This is a genomic window from Ruegeria sp. AF8 (assembly GCF_056541825.1).
In genome coordinates this window covers 1-17,779 of record NZ_JBQFYW010000038.1, presented here as the reverse complement: position 1 = coordinate 17,779, position 17,779 = coordinate 1, and the positions used below count along the sequence as shown (strand labels likewise).

Sequence of the window (17,779 nt, the reverse complement as noted above, 5' to 3'; positions counted from 1 at the left end):
TGTCCAATGCTGCCAGCATTCGCGGGGCATAGAGCTTGAAGCGGTGATAGCCCTGCTCGACATAGGCCAGCGCATCCGCTTTGACGGTCTTACCGAGTGCCCCCGCTGTTGCGACGAGACGCTCCAAAACATCCCAGCCACAGGAAGCATCTACAGCACTGGCGACAGCTATCTCATCGCCTTTGGCCAGCAACAATGTCGTACCTAAAGTCTCGAACCCGGCCAGGGTGACCGCGATCTCCGCTTGCGCCTCAGCAACACGGGCATCGCAGATTTTCTTTGCCTCCCGCCAGACCGAACCAACAATACGGTCATGCGTTTCGACCACAGTGTCTGCGATGGCGGCCGACCATTCCACAACGCAGGTCGCAAGAATGGCCAAACGACGGTCACTGGTGATGTCCCGAAGACCGTCTGTAAAGTAACGTTCCCCCTGACGGCGTAGACGCGCAACCCGATGTGCCGGAATATCGCCTAGAACCGTTGGCAACAACGCGATCTTCTGCAGAAATTCCAGCCGGTCGAGTTGACGGTTGATATCGGCGGAGTTCTTGCCCACCTCGTACTGCCGCAACCAGATAAATCGACTGACGCGACCATCCACCTCTTCGTTTAGCAAGGCATCAAGGCGAGCGCACATCTTGCTATCGAGACGCGCGACAATACGGTCATCGACTCGCCGTTCGGCGTCAACCAATGCATCCGCACAATGACGTTCTATTCTGGTCGGGCCGGGCAAGACGATCTGGCGCCGCCGACACTCTTCCACAAACTCGCGCACCATGCCTTCACTGGATTGTGCGGCCTCGGCGCGCTGATCGAGCCAACGTTTCATCTTCTTCGCAGCTTTGCCCTTGAACATCTTGTACCCATAGATCTTGCGCAAAACGTCAAGATGCTCGTAGCGGGTGTTTTCTCTGGCAGCGTAGGGAAGAAGATCGTCAGGCTTTAGACCAATTTGAGCAGCGACAAAACTCAGGGATCACCTCACCAGCCTTCAGCAAACGGCCCGGATACCGAAGTGCGCAGAGTTGGAGCGCAAAGCCGATCTGGTTTTCTGGTCGCCGTCGCGTGCGGATTTGTTCAATGTCTTCATCATCCAAGGTGTAGTGCTTCAACAGCGAAGCTTCATCGGTGGGAAGATCAAAAAACGCCGCGCGTTGTCGCGCGGTCAGAACCGCTCGGTGTGCCATTCAAAGTTATGTCCGCAAGGGGTCCGATGAACGGACGGTTTTGGGTAATCCACTCGTCCCAGCAAAACTGGCGCGGGACGCGTCTCGTATAGATGGTACGATACAAATTGCAATGAAGGGGCCTTATTCGTACGGTGCGGCCATGAACACCACACTTATCGGATACGCCCGCTGCTCGACCAGCGATCAGGATCTAACCGCGCAGAAACAGGCATTGGAAAATCTCGGCGTTGCTCCGGATCGCATCTACACCGACCACGGCTTGACCGGCACCAACCGCGCCCGCCCTGGTTTGGATCAGGCCATAGCCGCCGTGCGCGAAGGCGATACATTTGTCGTACCCAAGCTCGACCGGCTGGCCCGATCCGTTCCTGATGCCCGCGCCATCGCCGACCAACTCCAAGCCAAAGGCGTCAAGCTGGCTCTCGGCGCAACCGTCTATGATCCAACCGATCCAATGGGAAAGATGTTCTTCAACATCCTAGCCACCTTCGCCGAATTCGAAGCTGACCTGATCCGTATGCGTACCCGTGAAGGCATGGCCATTGCACGCGCCAAAGGCAAGCTGCGCGGCAAACAGCCCAAACTATCTGACAAGCAGCAGAAAGAACTCTGCCGCATGCATGGAAGTGGGGAGTATTCGATCTCTGACCTGGCCGAAGTGTTCTCGGTGTCCAGGCCAACAGTCTACAGGACCCTCAATCGGCACCAGACCTGACTTTCGCGGCACAATAAATCGAACTGGAAAGACGCGGGACAAAGCTCCTGTTGAATGTTTCAACTCTGAGAAACCAAGATAGAGTGGGCCAAACCATAGTTGCATTGATTGAGAAATTTATGACTGATCATTGGAAGACCATCGAGCATCCAATTGTTGTTTGGGCTAACAACGGTGGAAACTGGCTAACCAAGCAAATTCAGCCGATCAACCAACGCCAATTGGTGGTGGAAATTGCCGCTGCTTTGCGGGGCGCTCAACCTGAAAGCATGGGTGGAATTGACGACGTCTACCCTCTTGAAATCAAGCCTGAAAGCGATGTTGTGAAGTTGAGGTTTTATGATTTTGTCGCATATTCAGTGACCGAAGAAATGTTTGCTCAACATAACGATCAAGAAGCTTCCGTGGGTGATTGGCTTAGAATCTTTTCGAAGTCGTTCTTTTTAGATTTTGTGGAACGAAGTACTTGGGCGACGTCAGAATACCCTGGCGATTTGACACACTATCAGATCAATACACTTGACCACACAGTTAACATCGTGACGCCTAATCCTCCTGAAATTCTCAAATCAGCACAATGAAGCAAGGTAGGTTTGTGTTCAAAATGGACTTTGGCGCTTTTGCGGACAAAGCGGTCGTTATGAGTGGTCCCAGCTTTCACGAATTTGATTTATTACAATTTCCAAACTTTCGTCGGCATCATTGCTGGAAAAGTAGGCGATGTTGAGCGCGCTGTACTGACCTTTGAAATCAGCGATGCCGGTCGCTACTTTTTCGGCCTCGCGCCCTGACAAATGATTGCCTTCAGCCATCAGTCGGGCAATGGGAACAATTGATCGGGCCAGTGGGTGATCTACTCTATTACTCCACGCATCTATGAGACCCAAAAGTGTTTCTTTCTCTACGTCGATGCCTTGGGGTGGACGGCACATTTCTTCGAGGACCATGAAGGCAGCATTTGTGGATATTGAAAGGGCGACATCAATCAGTTCTATTGCTTCTTCGCGGTTTGCATAAGGAAAGGAACAGTCAATCGACTGGGAGAATTCTGCTTCGTTCACAACTACCTCTTTCGATACAAATAGCTCGATTCACTTTCCGCATCAGCGGCGTGAAGGTCAATTACGGGCTCAGAGCAGTCATTGACATATTCAGTAGGACATTGACGCGGTTCTAACGGCCTAATGCCTTCTGTGAGGACAAAGTGAGCTTTAGCTGTGGTCGCGCCAACGTCCGCTACTAACTTTTCGCGGTAAGATCATATTGTTGCCACGAAGACTCAATCTTATGGCGAACAATGAACTTATTGGGAAATTCTGTTGTGAGTACATACTCTTATGAAGAGATGCCAAGGTCGAAATTGCTAGCTGTCGCCATTGATCTAGGGACAACCCTATCACAGATCTCACGATATCTTTAGTTCATGAACCCTTTGCGCCGTTTTTCACTTTACTTATGGATATTGCTAAGCAATTTGCCCCCGATTTCGGCGGGCAGATTGCTGATGCCTGTGATATTCCTCAGTAGTTGGACGGTGTTGCAGGCGGCTCAGGTTTCCGCACCTGTGGCCTTTGTTTGGGCAGGTGTATTTGCACAAGCAGCGCAGATTTGGGGCGCGCTCCCTGTCACAACTCGGCGGCATCACCATACATTTGATTTCACACGCTCGACTGCAAGTTGGGCTTTGGCAATACAAATCAGTGTATTGGTAATCCAGGTTTGGTGGTGTGAACCTTGGTTGAGCCAGAGATTGGTCAGTATTTATTGTGCAGTGTATGCTGCGGTCATGGCGTTGGGCGTTTGGGGCGACAGGGATATCTTGAACCGTTTTGCCCCGGCATCAAAAGACTCCGATGTCTCTCTCGAATTTAGACAACATGTGCTGATGCTCAACGCTTTGGTCGTCATTCTTATCATTGTGGTCAATGAAACTCTGTTGGTCCTGAATACCACTTTGGCCACCAGAGTGGCGGCTCTTTCTGTGCTACCCATTGTGTTGCACTATTTTTATGCAATTGCGCTGCGCTTAACCCACCCGCCTCTTTACAAGGACGACGAATATGACGGCTAAGTCATCCGATCATCCCAAAGCATCGGCATACAGGACTGGCAAAGAAACCGGGCCGAATGCGAAGAGAGCAGTGGTTGGATTTTCTTGTTATGCGATACTGTTCGCGTTGCAGTCTTCGAGTTTGAGCAGGAATCATCGAGTATGACCCGCTTTTACGACTGGAACCCAATGCCTCATCGCCTGGCAGTCAGATGCCCAAGCTGCAATGCAGAGGCCAAATTTGAGTTCGCAGAAATGGTTAGAATTAGGCTGAAAAAGGATGTCGACTTCTTTCAGAAGAGCACGGCGTTTGAATACAGGCTTATGGAAAATACCGGTCATGGCAGTTGGCATGCTGCCATCTACTACCATGGCCTGCGTAGCAGCGACATGAGCGATATAAGAGATTTGCCGGACAACTATGGGCCCGAGGACTGGCGTCACAGCAAATACTTGTATCGGTCTCACGGTTTGGACATTGGCACCGTCGTATGTTGTTCATGCTTTGTTCGCAAGAAGTTCGATTTGAGTTGGCCAGACGATGCCTATTTTCAGATCGAGCACAATCAACATATATTGTGGGCCTATGACCGAGAGACAGTTTTAGCGCTCATTGACTACATTGGATCGAGGGATCGCAGGAAAACCGGCAGCCGAGGTGGATTCTTGCGACATGTTCCAAGTCGCTTTCTCCAGGCACGTGCACGCCAACCTATTTTGAAGAAACTCAACAGTCTTTTGCGAGAGACTTGAACATGGCTGCGAAACCACCGGAAAGATATTGGACCAAAGCGGCGATAGATTATCTAGCGGAGCGGCTTGGCGTCCGGAACGAACCTGGGATGCAAGACTGGGCCTACGAAATCGCCGATCAAACGAAACTGAATGAGTATTTGGCGCTTTTCTCAGAAGTTCAGGACGATGATGTACGCTTCACATTGGCGGACGTAATTATCCAAGCGTTTGAAGAGCGTGGCGAGAACTTGGAGGGGGACGGCAGATGGAATGACTTCTTGGATAACCTTGCGACAAGGCCAGAACTGCACGCTCACCAAATATGGTATTGGTCAGCCTCTGACATCGACATTGAGGACGCTTGGCGGGTCACGCCGTACATGCGTTCCCGGTACAATCGGTTGTTATAGGGAAACTGTACTTTGTCAGCGTTCTACAATCTTGGATCGCGCTCTTTGCGGTTGAGGAACGTTTCGCTGCTCGACTGACCAACATACTTAGGAAGGGATACCATGCAATTTCTGGAGTGGTCGATCCTTGGTCTCCGTTCCGCGCGTCACGTGCTGAGGCACAGTGAACGTGATCTGTCGATCACCCTTTTTCCTATGGCGCATCTCGCGGAGTCAGACTTTTACGAACGGGTGTATTCTGATGCAGAGGACCATGATGTTGTCGTGCTAGAAGGCATTGACTCGCCGATTTCCCGTCGTCTCACACGCAGTTATCGCTGGATTTCGCCTGCGAGGCTGGGTCTGGTCGTGCAGGAAAAACTCGTAGGAAATGACGTACGAACCATTCATGCTGACCTGACTGCCACAGAGTTTGAAGAGCTTTGGCGCTCTGGACCGCGTTGGGAGCGCGCAGCGGTTGAGGCCGGCGCCACGGTCATGGGTTTGTGGCTTCGTTTAACAGGCACGAGAACTGTGCTTGGACGGAATCTCAATACAACTGACCTTCCAGACCGCGATACGGTGATGATGTGGAGTGAACGCAATGCGCCGCTGCTCGACGCGCTTCTGACTGCACGAGACGCAGTGCTCTGTCGTGTGGTCACTGATCTCCTTGCCGATGGAGAACAACCTAATTCGGTAGCGATAATCTACGGGGCTGGGCACATGGGAGCGCTCGTTCACATGCTCTTCCGGGAAGGGTTCCGCCCGGTTGAGAGCGAATGGATTCAGGTTTTCAGCGTATGATGATGTCCTCGCGTAGGTCCAGTGCGCCGCTTGCCACCGCTCTAATCAATCTGAGTTGGGCTGGCATCGCAAAGCAGCCGTTTCGCCGTAACGCAGAAATTGATAATTTGGGCTCTCTCGCTGAATCCGCCGCGCAATAAACAAACGGCTGATTGATCAAAAATCTGCTTAAAGGGGGATTTAGCACTCAACCGCACTCGACCCCATGATGGCGGATGACAGCCCGGAGAGAGGATCACCAGAAGAAGAGGACATCCTCCCTGCCCTTGCCCGCCAGATGGCCCACGATCATCTCGACCAACACTATCGCGACACGCTCGACCAACCGATTCCGGCCCTGGATGGCAAGACCCCGCGCCAGGCCGCTAACAGTGCAAAGGGCAGGAAAGACGTGATTGACTGGCTGAAGACAATCGAAAACCGCAGCGCGCGTCAGACTGGCTCTCCGATCGCAGACTATGATTTCAGCTGGATGTGGGGCGAGCTCGGATTGTCAGATCATCGTAAGTGAACCAGCCAACCTACACAATCGGCACATTCGACGGTCAAGCAGTTTGCTGGGCAATTTCTCTGAAACTACGCATCGTGCCTCTTAAGATTCACTCAAAACAAGGCATCACACATGTCTGATCTGTAACCTTGCGACTGGTTATCGGCAGGCATGCCCTACTGCCCGCCCGCGACGTTCACCTTGCCCACAACTTTCGCTCCGCTTTCAGAAGCCATGGTCTTGGCCGTTACATCAGCTTGAATTTGTGCAGTCGAAGCGATCTTCAGATCGTCGCATTTCAGGCTTCCCTGGTGCTTGCCATCAATAATGATCTTCTTGGCCGATAGTTCACCGTCGACAGCCCCGCCAACCTGAACAGTGATTGTCTCTGCGGTAACGTCCCCAATCACACGGCCTTTGACCTCGATGCCTCCCGCACTTGAGTTGAGATTGCCTTCAATTGTCAGGTCTTCTTCCACTATTGAGCTTGCCACATTGAAATCCTCTGGATGAGACGTTGGCGACCCTAGAACGAAAATCGCTGCTTGAACACCTTCCAATCCTAACCATCGTCATGGTGCTCAAGCGTTCATTCGTTTGGCGAGGCCCACCTAAAAGTCGAAGGTTTCGGAACGGTCGTCGCGACATGTACCATCTTTACCGATCGGCCAATTCTGCCGCTCATCACTTGATCTTACGCGGCGGTGCGGCTTCCTCAGAACGGACTTTCGCGCTCAGCGTATCAATTGGTTAGGTTTTCAGAATGAAACCAGCAATTTGGATACTTTCAGTGTAGCTGAGCGTGAACCAGAAATCCTTCGACCTCATCTTCACCAATAGCGCGCAAAGCCTCAAGCCGGTGATATCCTTCGACAAGAATGTAACCGCCGCCTTTATCGGCGCGCAGGCGTATGGGCGTGGTTTGACCATTTTCCATTATGTCGTACGCGATGCGTTCGACTTTGGCGGGATCCAGAGTTTTTCTCCGTTTGACCGGAATGCGAACGTCACTAATGGCAAATTTTTCTTTTATAGGCATGGTCCAAACTTGCACGACGGCGCAGCATTTAAGCAAGCACTTCGGCCACGATATCCACCAATTCCTAAATTTGTCTCATGGAGCCACTAGATAACAACCCATGTATAAGCGGCCATGAGTTCGTAAATTACCGAGCAATTAGCCAAATCGACGGCATCTTGGTGAACCGCCCTGAGCCACCGTTGGCCATAAGTTGGTAATGCCGCGATGCGGCCTGTCAAACCCGCCGTTCGCTGCGGTCGCGAAATCGGAATCCATCTGAATTTGCAGTCTGCGCTATAAAGCTGCCGGCCGGATAATTAGGCGTGAATGACCGCTTTTTAAGAAAAGAAAACAAAATCAAAAGTTTTTCGTACATCGCTTATTGGTTCGGGTGTCTCACCGCCAAACCGCATATCATGTCGACATGTGCTTCCAACCAGTCGTGATCTAGTTGGAGACCAGCTACAAATTTGCGGAAGTAAGGAACCGCAATTGCCACTTCGACAATTTGAGGGATTGGAGCTTCTTTGCTGATCTCGCCCCTCTCTATGGCCGCAAGGAAAACCGATTCCACATCTGCGCTTCGATCCTTGATCCAGTTTCGCAACAGGCCGCGTGTTTGTTCGTCTGTTGCCGCAACGGCAATGACCTGCGGTGCAATCTTTCCCCACGGGGATTCGGTTAGCGCGGTCATCAGATTCCCAAGTATCCAGGTCAGATCGGCCTTCAGAGGGCCGTTTGTGCGCGCTTGATTGTTTGGCCCCGTTGCCGCCCGTGCTATCGCAGCGTTTCTTAAGTCGTCAACTTTGGGCCAGTGCCGATAGAGTGTGCTGCGGGAAATTCCCGTCGAATTGCTGATCGCGGCATGAGTTACCGCCAGCAATCCTTTTCCTTGCAGCAACGCAAGGGCTGCTTGGAGGGCCTGCGCGCGCGTAGCGTCCAAACGGGGGTCGGGCGATCTGTCCATGGCTCTGATCAATAAGCTAAAAATCGGAGTTTGTTAAACACAATGTCTCGCAATAGTACAACTTGTTGCATAGCAGCACATTTTGTTCTATAAAGCGGCAATCGGCCTGCAACAAGAACCTCACTAAAACAACTGGAGGAGAGACACATGAAACGAACGAGTATTCGATCACTTGCTGTTGCTGCTCTGCTGTCGATAGGGTCGACAGTAACACTTCACGCCGAACAACCCCTCGCTTACACCAACGAGATTGCGGCTGGCGTTTACAGCTTTGGCGGAGGCAACGGTTATCATTCAATGTTTATGGTGACAGATGCAGGCGTCGCTGTATTTGAAACAGTGAATTCCGAACACGCGCAGGCCCTAATTACGGCCATCCGTGAAGTGACCGATCAGCCGATAAAATATGCCTTCCATAGCCACAACCATTGGGACCATTCCAGTGGGGGCAAGGTGTTTCAGGAAGTTGGTGCCCAAACAGTTATGCATGAAATGGCTGGAGCCTGGCTTGAAGCAAATCCCGGGCGAGATACTTCTCCGCCCGACGTAATTTGGGAAGGCGACAAGCACGAAATTACCCTTGGTGATAGCACCATCGAACTCCACTATCTTGGTCTCAATCACGGCCTTGGCATGACTGTGTTTACTCTTCCTGAGACACGTACAGCCTACATAGCCGACCTGGTTACACCCAATCGCGTGATGTTCTCTATTGTCCCAGATTTCAATATCGGCGAATGGGAACGCACGCTGGGTGAAATTCTTGAGCTTGATTTCGATGTTGCGGTCTGTTCGCACAACGAACTTCCTGCGGAGGAAGTTCCCGGTGGCTGCACAAAAACCCATGTTCAAGAAGAACAACAATTCATTTCTGACGTGCGTAACGCCATCTTTGCGGAATTTGAAAAGGGAACAGAGGCTTTTGCGATTCCAAAAACAGTCAAGTTGCCCCAATACGAGCACTGGGCTCACTATGACGACTGGCTAGAGCTAAGCATCATGCGAGTCATGCTTGACCTGTGGATGGGTCCATACCCTTGGGTTCCGGAAAGTTGATCTAAGCCAAACCGTCACTTCCAGCCGTTACACTGGCTGGGAGTGTCCTCTGTCCCGCGGAAAGTTAAAAAATTATGTTAACCCCTCAAACGAAAAACGTATTCGCGTCGCTTTTCATGATGGTGGTCGTGTCCGCTGCTGCCATGGCCAAAGACCTGCCGATCCGTGAGACTCCGATTCCGCAAACCACGAATGGGGTTCCGCATGTCCAGATCGGCGTCGACGCGGTGCCGGAGTTGTCAGAGGCATTGCTGGCGCACGTAAGCGAATTGGCTGGGGTCGATCTTGGAGCCACGCGCGTTTCGCTGCCCGGCGCCGTGGGATTCCAGTTGCAAGATGACGTAGCTCTTGCGCATCCCGAGGTCATCGTTGGTGGACGAGAGTTTGCGCATCTTCATCCAGACGGCAGTCTTCACGCATCTCTGGACCCGGATTTAGCTCGTTCGGCCGTACAATCCGGCTGGGCTGTTGCACATCCATGGTCGACGGAGCGAGAGGGGTGGGAGGGCTTTGTCATGATCTTCACACCGACGAACAGAGACGAACTTGACGTGGTAATCCGGCTAGTCGAACAGTCCTACGAATTCGTGACAGGTCGACAGCTTAGACGGTGAAACAGCCTAATCAAGGTTTAGACGTTCGCTGCAGGACCAAGAGTCTGTCGATATGGGCTCTTTCCTGTCATGGGAGCTGGCGCAGCACCCAGGTGCTTTGTCGGCAAACTTCGGGCGCGGGTCGGCCCTTAGCCGACATCCGGCGGCCTGCAAGGATGCTGCGGTCGCACTCCGCTTCCCGGACATTCGCTGCAGATTCATTTTCTAACTGAGGCCAGCAGATGACTGTGGAAAATGATCTACCCCGAAAACGCCCGTGAACGTCACGATCTTGTGGCGGGGATATCAACACCGACACTTTTGAGGTTGTGCTGGAGCGCCGCGCAGATGCGGTTGTTCTTCAGCTCAGATCGCCTCGTTCCTTCCGGCGGCCTGATCCAGAATCCAGTCAACGCCGCGCAAAAAGTCGTCAATTGTCAGGAGATTGTTTTCTCCGCTGGAGGCCGAAAGCACGAAGCCATGAGCATAGTCGATCAAGAGGTGAACCAGGACATTGCCACCGTCGCTGTTCTTCAGCTGGTCCGTGCTGGCCTTCAGTTCTGCCGCCACACGAACGAGGTCTGCGCTCATGAGCGTCGCATCGTTGAGAATCGCGCGCAGAAGATTGGCGTTCTTCAACGCATACCCGTAGTAGGTCGCCAGTATGCTGCGGGCCCGTTTGATCGGAGGGCCGCCTTCAATGCCATCCAGGACTCCCTCGAATGCAAGCTCCACCAGATCGCTCAAAAGCTGCTTCTTGCTACCTGCGTGATACGTGACTGCCATCGGGGTGACGCCCAGTTGTTCAGCCAGCACGCGAAATGACAGCCCTTCAATGCCGCCTTTCTGAACGATCGGCAGCGCAGCTCTCAGGATCGCTTGCTTTGACAGGTGTTGCGACGCCTTTAGCGGTCGTCCAACGGACGCAACCTTGGTCATCGTTTCACCTTGTATACAAGGTCCACTAGCCCGGACGGGAATGGGGTCGAGGACACCAGCTCCAGATCAATGTCCGTGTCATTGGAGCCAAATATCCGGATGCCGTCGCCGAGAAGGATTGGGACGATGGTTATTTTCATTTCTTCAACAAGATCCGCCTGAATAAACGATCGAATAACCGCGCCGCCATCAACATATGCCCGTTTCAAACCACACCTATCCAGCGAGTCCATCAGGGCTTTGGGTTCAAGAGTTGAAACCTCAACCTTGCCGCGCAGATCCTCCGGAATGTCTTCGTCAGTCATTGTGCGGCTCATCACGATGCAGGGGATGGTGTATGGCCACTCCCCGAATCCCACAACCGTGCGAAACGATCCCGACCCCATGACGATCACGTCCATCCGCCCCTGAAACTCTGTAAAGCCGTGATCTTCGTTCTGCGTCGCTTGCTTGTTCAGCCAATCAAGCGAGTGGTCGGATCTTGCAACAAAACCATCCAGGCTCATGGCCATCATGATATGTCCGGTTGTCATATCGGTGTCTCCTAATTTATACGGCGTATAAATATAGAGCCTATGACGTTCAAGCCAAACATGGTCAGGATTGGTTGGTCAACCATTCTGAGAATGCCGCCACGGCCTCCGTCGCAACGGCGTTATGTGGCTGAACAAAAAAGTATCCGTAGTCGGGCAGTTCAATATCGGACAACCGGAACAGCCGTTGCGCCTCCAGGTCGTCCGACATTAGGTCGTCCATCAAGGCAATCCCTTGCCCGTCGATGACAGCTTGCACGCGAACATTGGGATCGGGGACGATCAACACATCCTGCCGTGATTGCTGGGGCAGACCTGCGGCGGTCAGCCAATCGGACCAGGCGTTGCTGTCGTCCCGGTCTCTGAGCAACGTGAGTTGAGATATGGAGACATCCATTCCCAACTCCGCAACCATTCGGGCCACGTAGGCATTTCCTACGGGATAGGGCGGCATCGGCATAAAGGGGACCACACTGCCGTAACTGAACCTACCGTTTCCCCATCTGATCGCCAGATCAACATCCTGCATCTCTTGATCAGAGAATTCGATCATCGGTTGTATGCGCAACTGCACATCCGGGTGGCGCTGCATAAAGGTCATCAAACGCGGGGACAGCCATCGCGCTGCGAAATAGGTCGACACTCCGACGGTCAGGGATCGCGATACGCGCCCCTTCATCTCCAGAATATCAGCTTCGATTTCCTGATAACGGGTCTGGCAAGCCGCCAACAGCCTCAACCCTTCATCCGTCAGGGTAACGCCGCGTGTCGTGCGGCGGAACAGGGCTATCCCCAGATCAGCTTCAAGCGTCTTGATCTGATAGCTAATCGCACCCTTGGTCATGTTCAGCGCTGCGGCAGCGTCCGAGAAACTGGAATGCCGGGCAATCTCGGCGAACAACCTGAGCAGGTCATGATGGCGAAAGTGTCGGCGCATATCAAGTTTGTACAAAGTTTTTGAACGCCATGGCCAGAAAATTTCGATTTCCAACTGCGCAGCAGAGGCCGATCCTGACGGGGAACAAATGAAGCGGAGTTTCGCGTTTGAGTGCTTTGAACGCCACCACAGACACCTCGAAACCGGCAGCGCGCCGCAGCCGCTCCCGTCGTGATCGACCGTCATATGGTGACACGGTGTCCGCAGACGCTCCATTCACGACGCGGAAGATTCCTGCATACGCGATGCTGAACGATACGGCTTTGGCGCGGATCGAAGATCAGGCGGACTGGATTCTGAGCAAGATAGGCGTCGAATTCCGGAGCGATCATGAAGCGCTCGAATTGTTTGCCGCGTCCGGCGCCCGTGTCAACGGGGAGCGCGTCCGTTTTGAACCGGGCCATGTGGGCGCACTTTGCACCACGGCACCGTCCGAGTTCAAATTACATAGTCGGGATCCCGCCAGAACTGTGACACTCGGTGGCGAGAATATAGTTCTGATGCCGGGGTATGGGTCGCCCTTTGTCAGCGATCTGACCAATGGTCGGCGGTACGCGACGCTCGAAGACTTCCGCAATTTTGTAAAACTTACCTACAGCTCCCCTGCCCTGCATCATTCTGGCGGAACCGTAGTTGAGCCGACAGATATACCCGTGAACAAGCGGCATCTGGATATGTTGTTGGCCCACCTCACCCTGTCGACCAAGCCCTTTATGGGATCGGTCACCGCGCCAGAACGCGCGCAAGACAGCATCGACATGGCGCGGTTAGTTTTTGGGCGCGACTTCATGGAACTCAACGTGGTGATGCAGGCCAATATCAACGTCAACTCTCCGCTCGTGTTCGATGACACCATGTCTTCCGCGCTCCGCATCTATGCCAAAGCAAACCAGTGCGTGTGCGTCTCTCCGGCGATTTTCGCTGGGGCCATGGGGCCGCTCTCGCCTGCGGCAGTGGCAGCCCAAACGCTGGCCGAGGCCATGGTCGGCATCGCCCTGGCACAGCTTGTCCGCCCCGGGTGCCCGGTGGTCATGGGGTCGTTTCATTCCAGCATGAACCTCCGCACGGGTGCGCTGACCTTCGGATCGGCAGAGGCGAATATGGTCACCATGGCACTGTCGCAACTGGGGCGCAGACTTGGTGTTCCAGTGCGCTCGGGCGGCGGACAAATCACCGCGTCCAACGCCCCGGACGGGCAAGCGATGCAGGACAGCACCGGTGCGATGTGGTCCACACTTCTGTCCGGTGCGCATCAGGTCTGGCACGCAGCGGGCTGGCTCGAAGGCGGGTTGGTCATGTCCTACGAGAAATTCATCATGGACGTCGATCACTGCGGCGCGATGCTGAAACTTTTGCAGGGTTTTGACGTCGACGACGAGGCTTTCGGTCGAGATGCCTATCTCGAAACCGGTCCAGGCGAGAATTTCCTATCCACTAGCCATACGCTGCGCCACTACAGATCAGCAAATTTTGAGCCGCAAGTCCCGGATGCCGGCCCTTTCGAGACCTGGACGGAGAACGGCGCGCTTACGTCAGACCAACGCGCCGCAGCGCGGTGGCGCCAAATGCTGGACGACTATCAACAGCCCGAAATGAACCCCGGCACAAAAGCAGCGCTTGAAGACTTCGTCTCTGAACGTAAGGCAAGCATGCCGGACGAATGGTACTAGAAAGGAAGACCCATGACCGCAGAACTTAGCCGCAAATCCGCCCTTGCATCGCGCCATACCGCGCTTGGCTCTGGGTTGGAGGGCTGGAACGGCATGGGCACGGCCTGGACCTATAACTCGGATCCCAACGATGAGCACGATGCGGTCCGTGAACGGGCCGGTATGTTCGACATGTCTCCCCTGAAGAAAGTGTTCGTTCGAGGCCTCGATGCCCAGGCGGTGCTGGATCATCTGACCACGCGCGATCTGACCAAAGTCGGACCAGGCAAGGCTGTCTACCTCTGCGTTCTGACCGATGAAGGCGGGATCGCCGACGATGCGATCGTGTCGAACAATGGTGGCAACGAATGGATGATCGTGCACGGCTCCGGCGACACCATGGCGCTGCTGGAAGCCTCGGCGGCAGGGCGTGACGTTCAAATCGACTTTACTGACGATCTGCATGACCTTTCGGTGCAGGGCCCTGCCTCTTTGGAGATCCTGAACGCCCACGCGGATATTGACCTGGCCGAGCTAGACTATTTCGAACACGCGCCAGCGGTTCTGTTCGGGCATCCGTGCCGCATCTCACGCACGGGTTATTCCGGCGAACGCGGCTATGAGATTTTCGCAGATGGAACTGTGATTACGGATATCTGGGACAAGCTCGTGCAGGAGGGCGTTATGCCCTGTTCGTTTACCGCTCTGGACAAGGTGCGGATCGAAGCCGGGCTCTTGTTTTACGGCTATGACATGACCGAGGACAACACCCCATGGGAGGTCGGCCTTGGGTTCACCGTCAGCAGCACCAAGGCCGACTATCGCGGCAAAGCGGCTGCCCTTGCTGCGAAGGGAAAGGAGAAGATCGACAATGTGTGCCTGGAGATAGATCACCCCGACATGGTCGCCGGTGGTGAAACGCTTTCGCTGGGCGGCCAAACTGTCGGCGTGATCAACAGCCCCTGCTACTCACACCGGATGGGAAAATCCCTTGCCCTTGCGCATGTTGTTCCAGGACTGACAGCTGGAACGACGCTGGCCGTGTCAGGCGACGGCCTGAACACGCAAGCAACCATCGTAGCAAACCCCATCTACGATCCAAAGAAACTTCGCACCCACGAATAGAGGGGTCGTTGCCAGTTGCTGCAGAGCGCGGCCCAAACCAGTCATTGACCAATACTCCTCATTGCTACTGTGCGGCCCGTCATACTTGCCGTTCGCTGCAGTTGCAAAAAATGACCACAGACGAGTTTTCGGTCTGCGGGCACAAAGCTTGAAATATAAGCTCTTCCTGCAAAGTTGGCATTCAAGTTGCTTTCAAATAAATGAATAACTCTCGACAATGATTGGCGTACATTCGTAGCGCAAAGTGGTGTGAACTACTCTTTGACACCAGCAGCTGCTACGGAGTTGTAGAGTCGATCCCTGTCCTCCAGGCGTTTGAAGGCTCTGACCAAGCCCCATTTGGAAAGTCGAAAATCTGGCCACAGATTATTCAGCTTCTCAACCGTGGCCGCAGCGTCTTCGATTTCGCCAAGTTGGAACTGTGTTGCCGCGAGCCATAGAAAGGCATTTGGATTTCGAACCGGAAATTTTTCAATTCGCAAGAGCCGCAGCTGTTTCGACTTGGCGTACTCCTCGTTCATGAAATACGCGTTGGCGAGAAAAGCGACACCTCTAATGGTATCTATCGGACTGATGCGGCGGGCCAGCTCCAGGTGCTCTATTGCGGCCTGGGGGTTGCCCGAAAAATAGAGATGAAACCCCATGAACAGGTTTTCTTCGTATCCATTCGGTTGCAACTGCAACGCTTGCCTTGCGGCTTCGACCGCTGCGATGTGATTACCGTTTGATAATTGTGCACCCGCCAAAGCAATGAAGGACCACGCAAATTCCGGGTCGACCTCTATGGCTTTTTGGGCGAAGGCCATCGCTTTCTGAGTTTCTTCTTCGGGGGTGTCGCCCAATCTCAGGCGCGATTTTACCGAATGATTAAAGGCGAGCCCGGCGTAACCCCCGGCAAATTTTGGATCCAGTTCGATTGTCCGATGGAATAACCGCTCACCTTCTTCGAGGCTTTGTTGTCCGGGTGTCGAAACCAACCGCCTGGCCCGAAGGAAAGCATCGTATGCTTCGATATTTGTGGTGTGTTTCTGAAAAATGCGATCATGCTCGTTGGCCTTCAGAGTAACGGCCATGGCTCGAACCACCTGTTTTGTCACATCCAGCTGAACCGCAAATACATCGTTGACTTCCCGATCGTACCTGTCGCCCCAAATGTTGTTGCCCCTGACTGCGTCTATCAATTGAGCGGTTATCCGGAAACTTTCATCTGATCGGCGAACTGTCCCGAGCAATACATAACGAACACCCAGCTCTTCGGCGACGTGCCTAACTTCGTACTCCTCACCTTTGAAAGCAAATGAGGAGCTTCCGGCAACAACAAAGATGTCGGAAACCTTCGAGAGATCGGTGATGATGTCTTCGGTGATGCCGTCGGCGAAATAGTCCTGATCGCCACCCTCCGAAAGATTCACAAATGGCAGGACGACAATTGACGGCTTGTCCGGCAAGCTCAGCTTCATCTTATCGACTGACGCGGGTGTCACGTCCGGCGCCCAAGGTTGCCAAATCGCCATCACACTGGCCAGGACAAGAGCTGTGAAAACCGCGACCAGGCCACGTCGATCTCCGAATTTCATCCTCCTCGGCACGACTTTCGCATCGGAGGATATCAATCTGAACGTCCTGACGGGTTCATCAATGTTTTTGACTTTCTGCGATCCCGTATCTTCAAAGCCGATGGACAACCGGTTTTTGACTTGCTCGAAGGTGCTGCCAGAAATCGTTATCCCGCCGGGTTCGGCGAGGCCTTCAAGCCTTGCGGCAATATTGACGGAGTCGCCCAAAAGGTCTTCGCCATTAACGACCACGTCACCAACGTTGATGCCGATCCGGAAGTGCATCTGTTTTTCTGGCGGGAGGTGGGAATTTGCCTTTTTTAGTCTTTCCTGTGCTGCGACGGCGCATCGCACTGCTTCAACAGCGCTGGCAAATTCCGCAACTACGCTATCGCCGGCCGTGCTGAATATTCGTCCATGGTGATGTCCGATAAGTTCGTCAAATATTGCGCGATGGGCCTTAAGTGTCTGCAGCGACACCTCTTCGTCGCGCGCAACCAATCGACTGTACCCCGCCACATCCGCCGCGAGGATTGTCGTCAACCTGCGCTGAACAGCTTCATCGGTCATCTCCGAGAGCCCCCTTGAACATCAAGCTTACGATCGCCAAAGTGTGGAGTCCATTGTGATTGGCTTGACTTTGTGACGGGTGATCACCGAACGTATCAGGGGTCATGGTAGATCATGTTTGACACCTTCTTCAGAATTTCTGACCGCGAAATTAGTCGGTTCAATCAGTGGATCGAGCCATGCCCAGAGCGCGGTGATAGGTTGACCTTCGCTCGGTCCATCGACCAATTGCTTTGGGTTCAAAAGCCTACTTCAGAAGTGCTACAGAAATTCCCGGCTTCGCGTCCCACCGGCTATTTGGCTACGGCCCGGAGCCGACCTTGAGCGCTATGTTCGAATGCAGCGTTTGCAACCCGCATTGCGGATGAGGTGGGTGGCTCCTGCTCCACCGGCATCAAATGTGCCAAAGTGCAGTTATCACCGACTGCTAGGAAAGGAGCCACCCAATGAT

19 protein-coding genes and 1 pseudogene are annotated in these 17,779 nt (G+C 53.6%); 11 read left to right on the top strand and 9 right to left on the bottom strand.

Features of this window, described 5'->3' with window-relative positions; genetic code table 11:
* Positions 1–1,193: pseudogene (locus ACR0AO_RS24560) on the bottom strand (DUF4158 domain-containing protein); the annotation flags it as partial.
* 142 nt (positions 1,194–1,335) lie between these two features.
* Between ACR0AO_RS24560 and ACR0AO_RS24555 the strand changes: the two are divergent.
* Entirely contained in the window at positions 1,336–1,911 is a 576-nt protein-coding gene (locus tag ACR0AO_RS24555; RefSeq protein WP_480609386.1) for a recombinase family protein, read from the top strand.
* 119 nt (positions 1,912–2,030) lie between these two features.
* A complete protein-coding gene (locus ACR0AO_RS24550) occupies positions 2,031–2,492 on the top strand; it encodes a hypothetical protein (RefSeq protein ID WP_480609383.1) in 462 nt (153 codons plus the stop codon).
* A 57-nt stretch (positions 2,493–2,549) separates the two neighbouring features.
* On the opposite strand, the gene ACR0AO_RS24545 is transcribed toward ACR0AO_RS24550, so the two are convergent.
* Positions 2,550–2,972 carry a hypothetical protein gene (locus ACR0AO_RS24545; RefSeq protein ID WP_480609381.1) on the bottom strand — a complete coding sequence of 141 codons (423 nt, stop codon included), beginning with the start codon at positions 2,970–2,972 and terminating at the stop codon, positions 2,550–2,552.
* Between the two features lie 443 nt (positions 2,973–3,415).
* Between ACR0AO_RS24545 and ACR0AO_RS24540 the strand changes: the two genes are divergently transcribed.
* The 5 genes from ACR0AO_RS24540 (at position 3,416) to ACR0AO_RS24520 (ending at position 6,403) form a co-directional block, all read left to right on the top strand.
* Positions 3,416–3,982 (top strand): hypothetical protein, encoded by a 567-nt coding sequence (locus ACR0AO_RS24540; RefSeq protein ID WP_480609378.1) that lies wholly within the window; start codon positions 3,416–3,418, stop codon positions 3,980–3,982.
* A 141-nt stretch (positions 3,983–4,123) separates the two neighbouring features.
* Positions 4,124–4,714 carry a hypothetical protein gene (locus ACR0AO_RS24535; protein WP_480609376.1) on the top strand — a complete coding sequence of 197 codons (591 nt, stop codon included), beginning with the start codon at positions 4,124–4,126 and terminating at the stop codon, positions 4,712–4,714.
* Between the two features lie 2 nt (positions 4,715–4,716).
* Positions 4,717–5,106, top strand: coding sequence for a hypothetical protein (locus tag ACR0AO_RS24530; RefSeq protein WP_480609373.1), 390 nt, complete (start codon positions 4,717–4,719; stop codon positions 5,104–5,106).
* A gap of 102 nt (positions 5,107–5,208) precedes the next feature.
* Positions 5,209–5,892 (top strand): hypothetical protein, encoded by a 684-nt coding sequence (locus ACR0AO_RS24525; RefSeq protein ID WP_480609371.1) that lies wholly within the window; start codon positions 5,209–5,211, stop codon positions 5,890–5,892.
* Positions 5,893–6,100: 208 nt separating this feature from the next.
* On the top strand, positions 6,101–6,403 hold the full coding sequence (locus ACR0AO_RS24520) for a hypothetical protein (RefSeq protein ID WP_480609369.1): 303 nt from the start codon (positions 6,101–6,103) through the stop codon (positions 6,401–6,403).
* Positions 6,404–6,558: 155 nt separating this feature from the next.
* Here ACR0AO_RS24520 and ACR0AO_RS24515 read toward each other — a convergent pair whose 3' ends face one another.
* The 3 genes from ACR0AO_RS24515 to ACR0AO_RS24505 all read right to left on the bottom strand — a co-directional run bounded on the left by ACR0AO_RS24515 (position 6,559) and on the right by ACR0AO_RS24505 (position 8,370).
* On the bottom strand, positions 6,559–6,861 hold the full coding sequence (locus ACR0AO_RS24515) for a bactofilin family protein (protein ID WP_480609368.1): 303 nt from the start codon (positions 6,859–6,861) through the stop codon (positions 6,559–6,561).
* A 308-nt stretch (positions 6,862–7,169) separates the two neighbouring features.
* On the bottom strand, positions 7,170–7,421 hold the full coding sequence (locus ACR0AO_RS24510; protein ID WP_480609366.1) for a ParB N-terminal domain-containing protein: 252 nt from the start codon (positions 7,419–7,421) through the stop codon (positions 7,170–7,172).
* 361 nt (positions 7,422–7,782) lie between these two features.
* The gene (locus ACR0AO_RS24505) at positions 7,783–8,370 is read right to left on the bottom strand and encodes a TetR/AcrR family transcriptional regulator (RefSeq protein WP_480609364.1); all 588 of its coding nucleotides are present in this window, start codon (positions 8,368–8,370) and stop codon (positions 7,783–7,785) included.
* A gap of 147 nt (positions 8,371–8,517) precedes the next feature.
* Between ACR0AO_RS24505 and ACR0AO_RS24500 the strand changes: the two genes are divergently transcribed.
* Both ACR0AO_RS24500 and ACR0AO_RS24495 read left to right on the top strand, forming a co-directional pair.
* Positions 8,518–9,426, top strand: a complete 909-nt coding sequence (locus ACR0AO_RS24500) for an MBL fold metallo-hydrolase (RefSeq protein ID WP_480609362.1) — start codon at positions 8,518–8,520, stop codon at positions 9,424–9,426.
* A 74-nt stretch (positions 9,427–9,500) separates the two neighbouring features.
* On the top strand, positions 9,501–10,040 hold the full coding sequence (locus ACR0AO_RS24495; protein WP_480609360.1) for a luciferase domain-containing protein: 540 nt from the start codon (positions 9,501–9,503) through the stop codon (positions 10,038–10,040).
* Positions 10,041–10,385: 345 nt separating this feature from the next.
* On the opposite strand, the gene ACR0AO_RS24490 is transcribed toward ACR0AO_RS24495, so the two are convergent.
* The 3 genes from ACR0AO_RS24490 to ACR0AO_RS24480 form a co-directional block, all read right to left on the bottom strand.
* Positions 10,386–10,958 carry a TetR/AcrR family transcriptional regulator gene (locus tag ACR0AO_RS24490; RefSeq protein ID WP_480609358.1) on the bottom strand — a complete coding sequence of 191 codons (573 nt, stop codon included), beginning with the start codon at positions 10,956–10,958 and terminating at the stop codon, positions 10,386–10,388.
* Entirely contained in the window at positions 10,955–11,470 is a 516-nt protein-coding gene (locus ACR0AO_RS24485) for a dihydrofolate reductase family protein (protein WP_480609356.1), read from the bottom strand. The genes ACR0AO_RS24490 and ACR0AO_RS24485 overlap by 4 nt, the downstream gene beginning before the upstream one ends.
* An 85-nt stretch (positions 11,471–11,555) precedes the next feature.
* On the bottom strand, positions 11,556–12,428 hold the full coding sequence (locus ACR0AO_RS24480; RefSeq protein ID WP_480609354.1) for a LysR substrate-binding domain-containing protein: 873 nt from the start codon (positions 12,426–12,428) through the stop codon (positions 11,556–11,558).
* A 107-nt stretch (positions 12,429–12,535) separates the two neighbouring features.
* On the opposite strand from ACR0AO_RS24480, the gene ACR0AO_RS24475 reads away from it, so the two are divergent.
* Both ACR0AO_RS24475 and ACR0AO_RS24470 read left to right on the top strand, forming a co-directional pair.
* Entirely contained in the window at positions 12,536–14,098 is a 1,563-nt protein-coding gene (locus ACR0AO_RS24475; protein WP_480609352.1) for a trimethylamine methyltransferase family protein, read from the top strand.
* A 12-nt stretch (positions 14,099–14,110) separates the two neighbouring features.
* On the top strand, positions 14,111–15,202 hold the full coding sequence (locus ACR0AO_RS24470) for an aminomethyl transferase family protein (protein ID WP_480609350.1): 1,092 nt from the start codon (positions 14,111–14,113) through the stop codon (positions 15,200–15,202).
* 254 nt (positions 15,203–15,456) lie between these two features.
* Here ACR0AO_RS24470 and ACR0AO_RS24465 read toward each other — a convergent pair whose 3' ends face one another.
* Positions 15,457–17,328, bottom strand: coding sequence for an adenylate/guanylate cyclase domain-containing protein (locus ACR0AO_RS24465; RefSeq protein ID WP_480609348.1), 1,872 nt, complete (start codon positions 17,326–17,328; stop codon positions 15,457–15,459).
* Positions 17,329–17,779 lie beyond the last annotated feature (451 nt).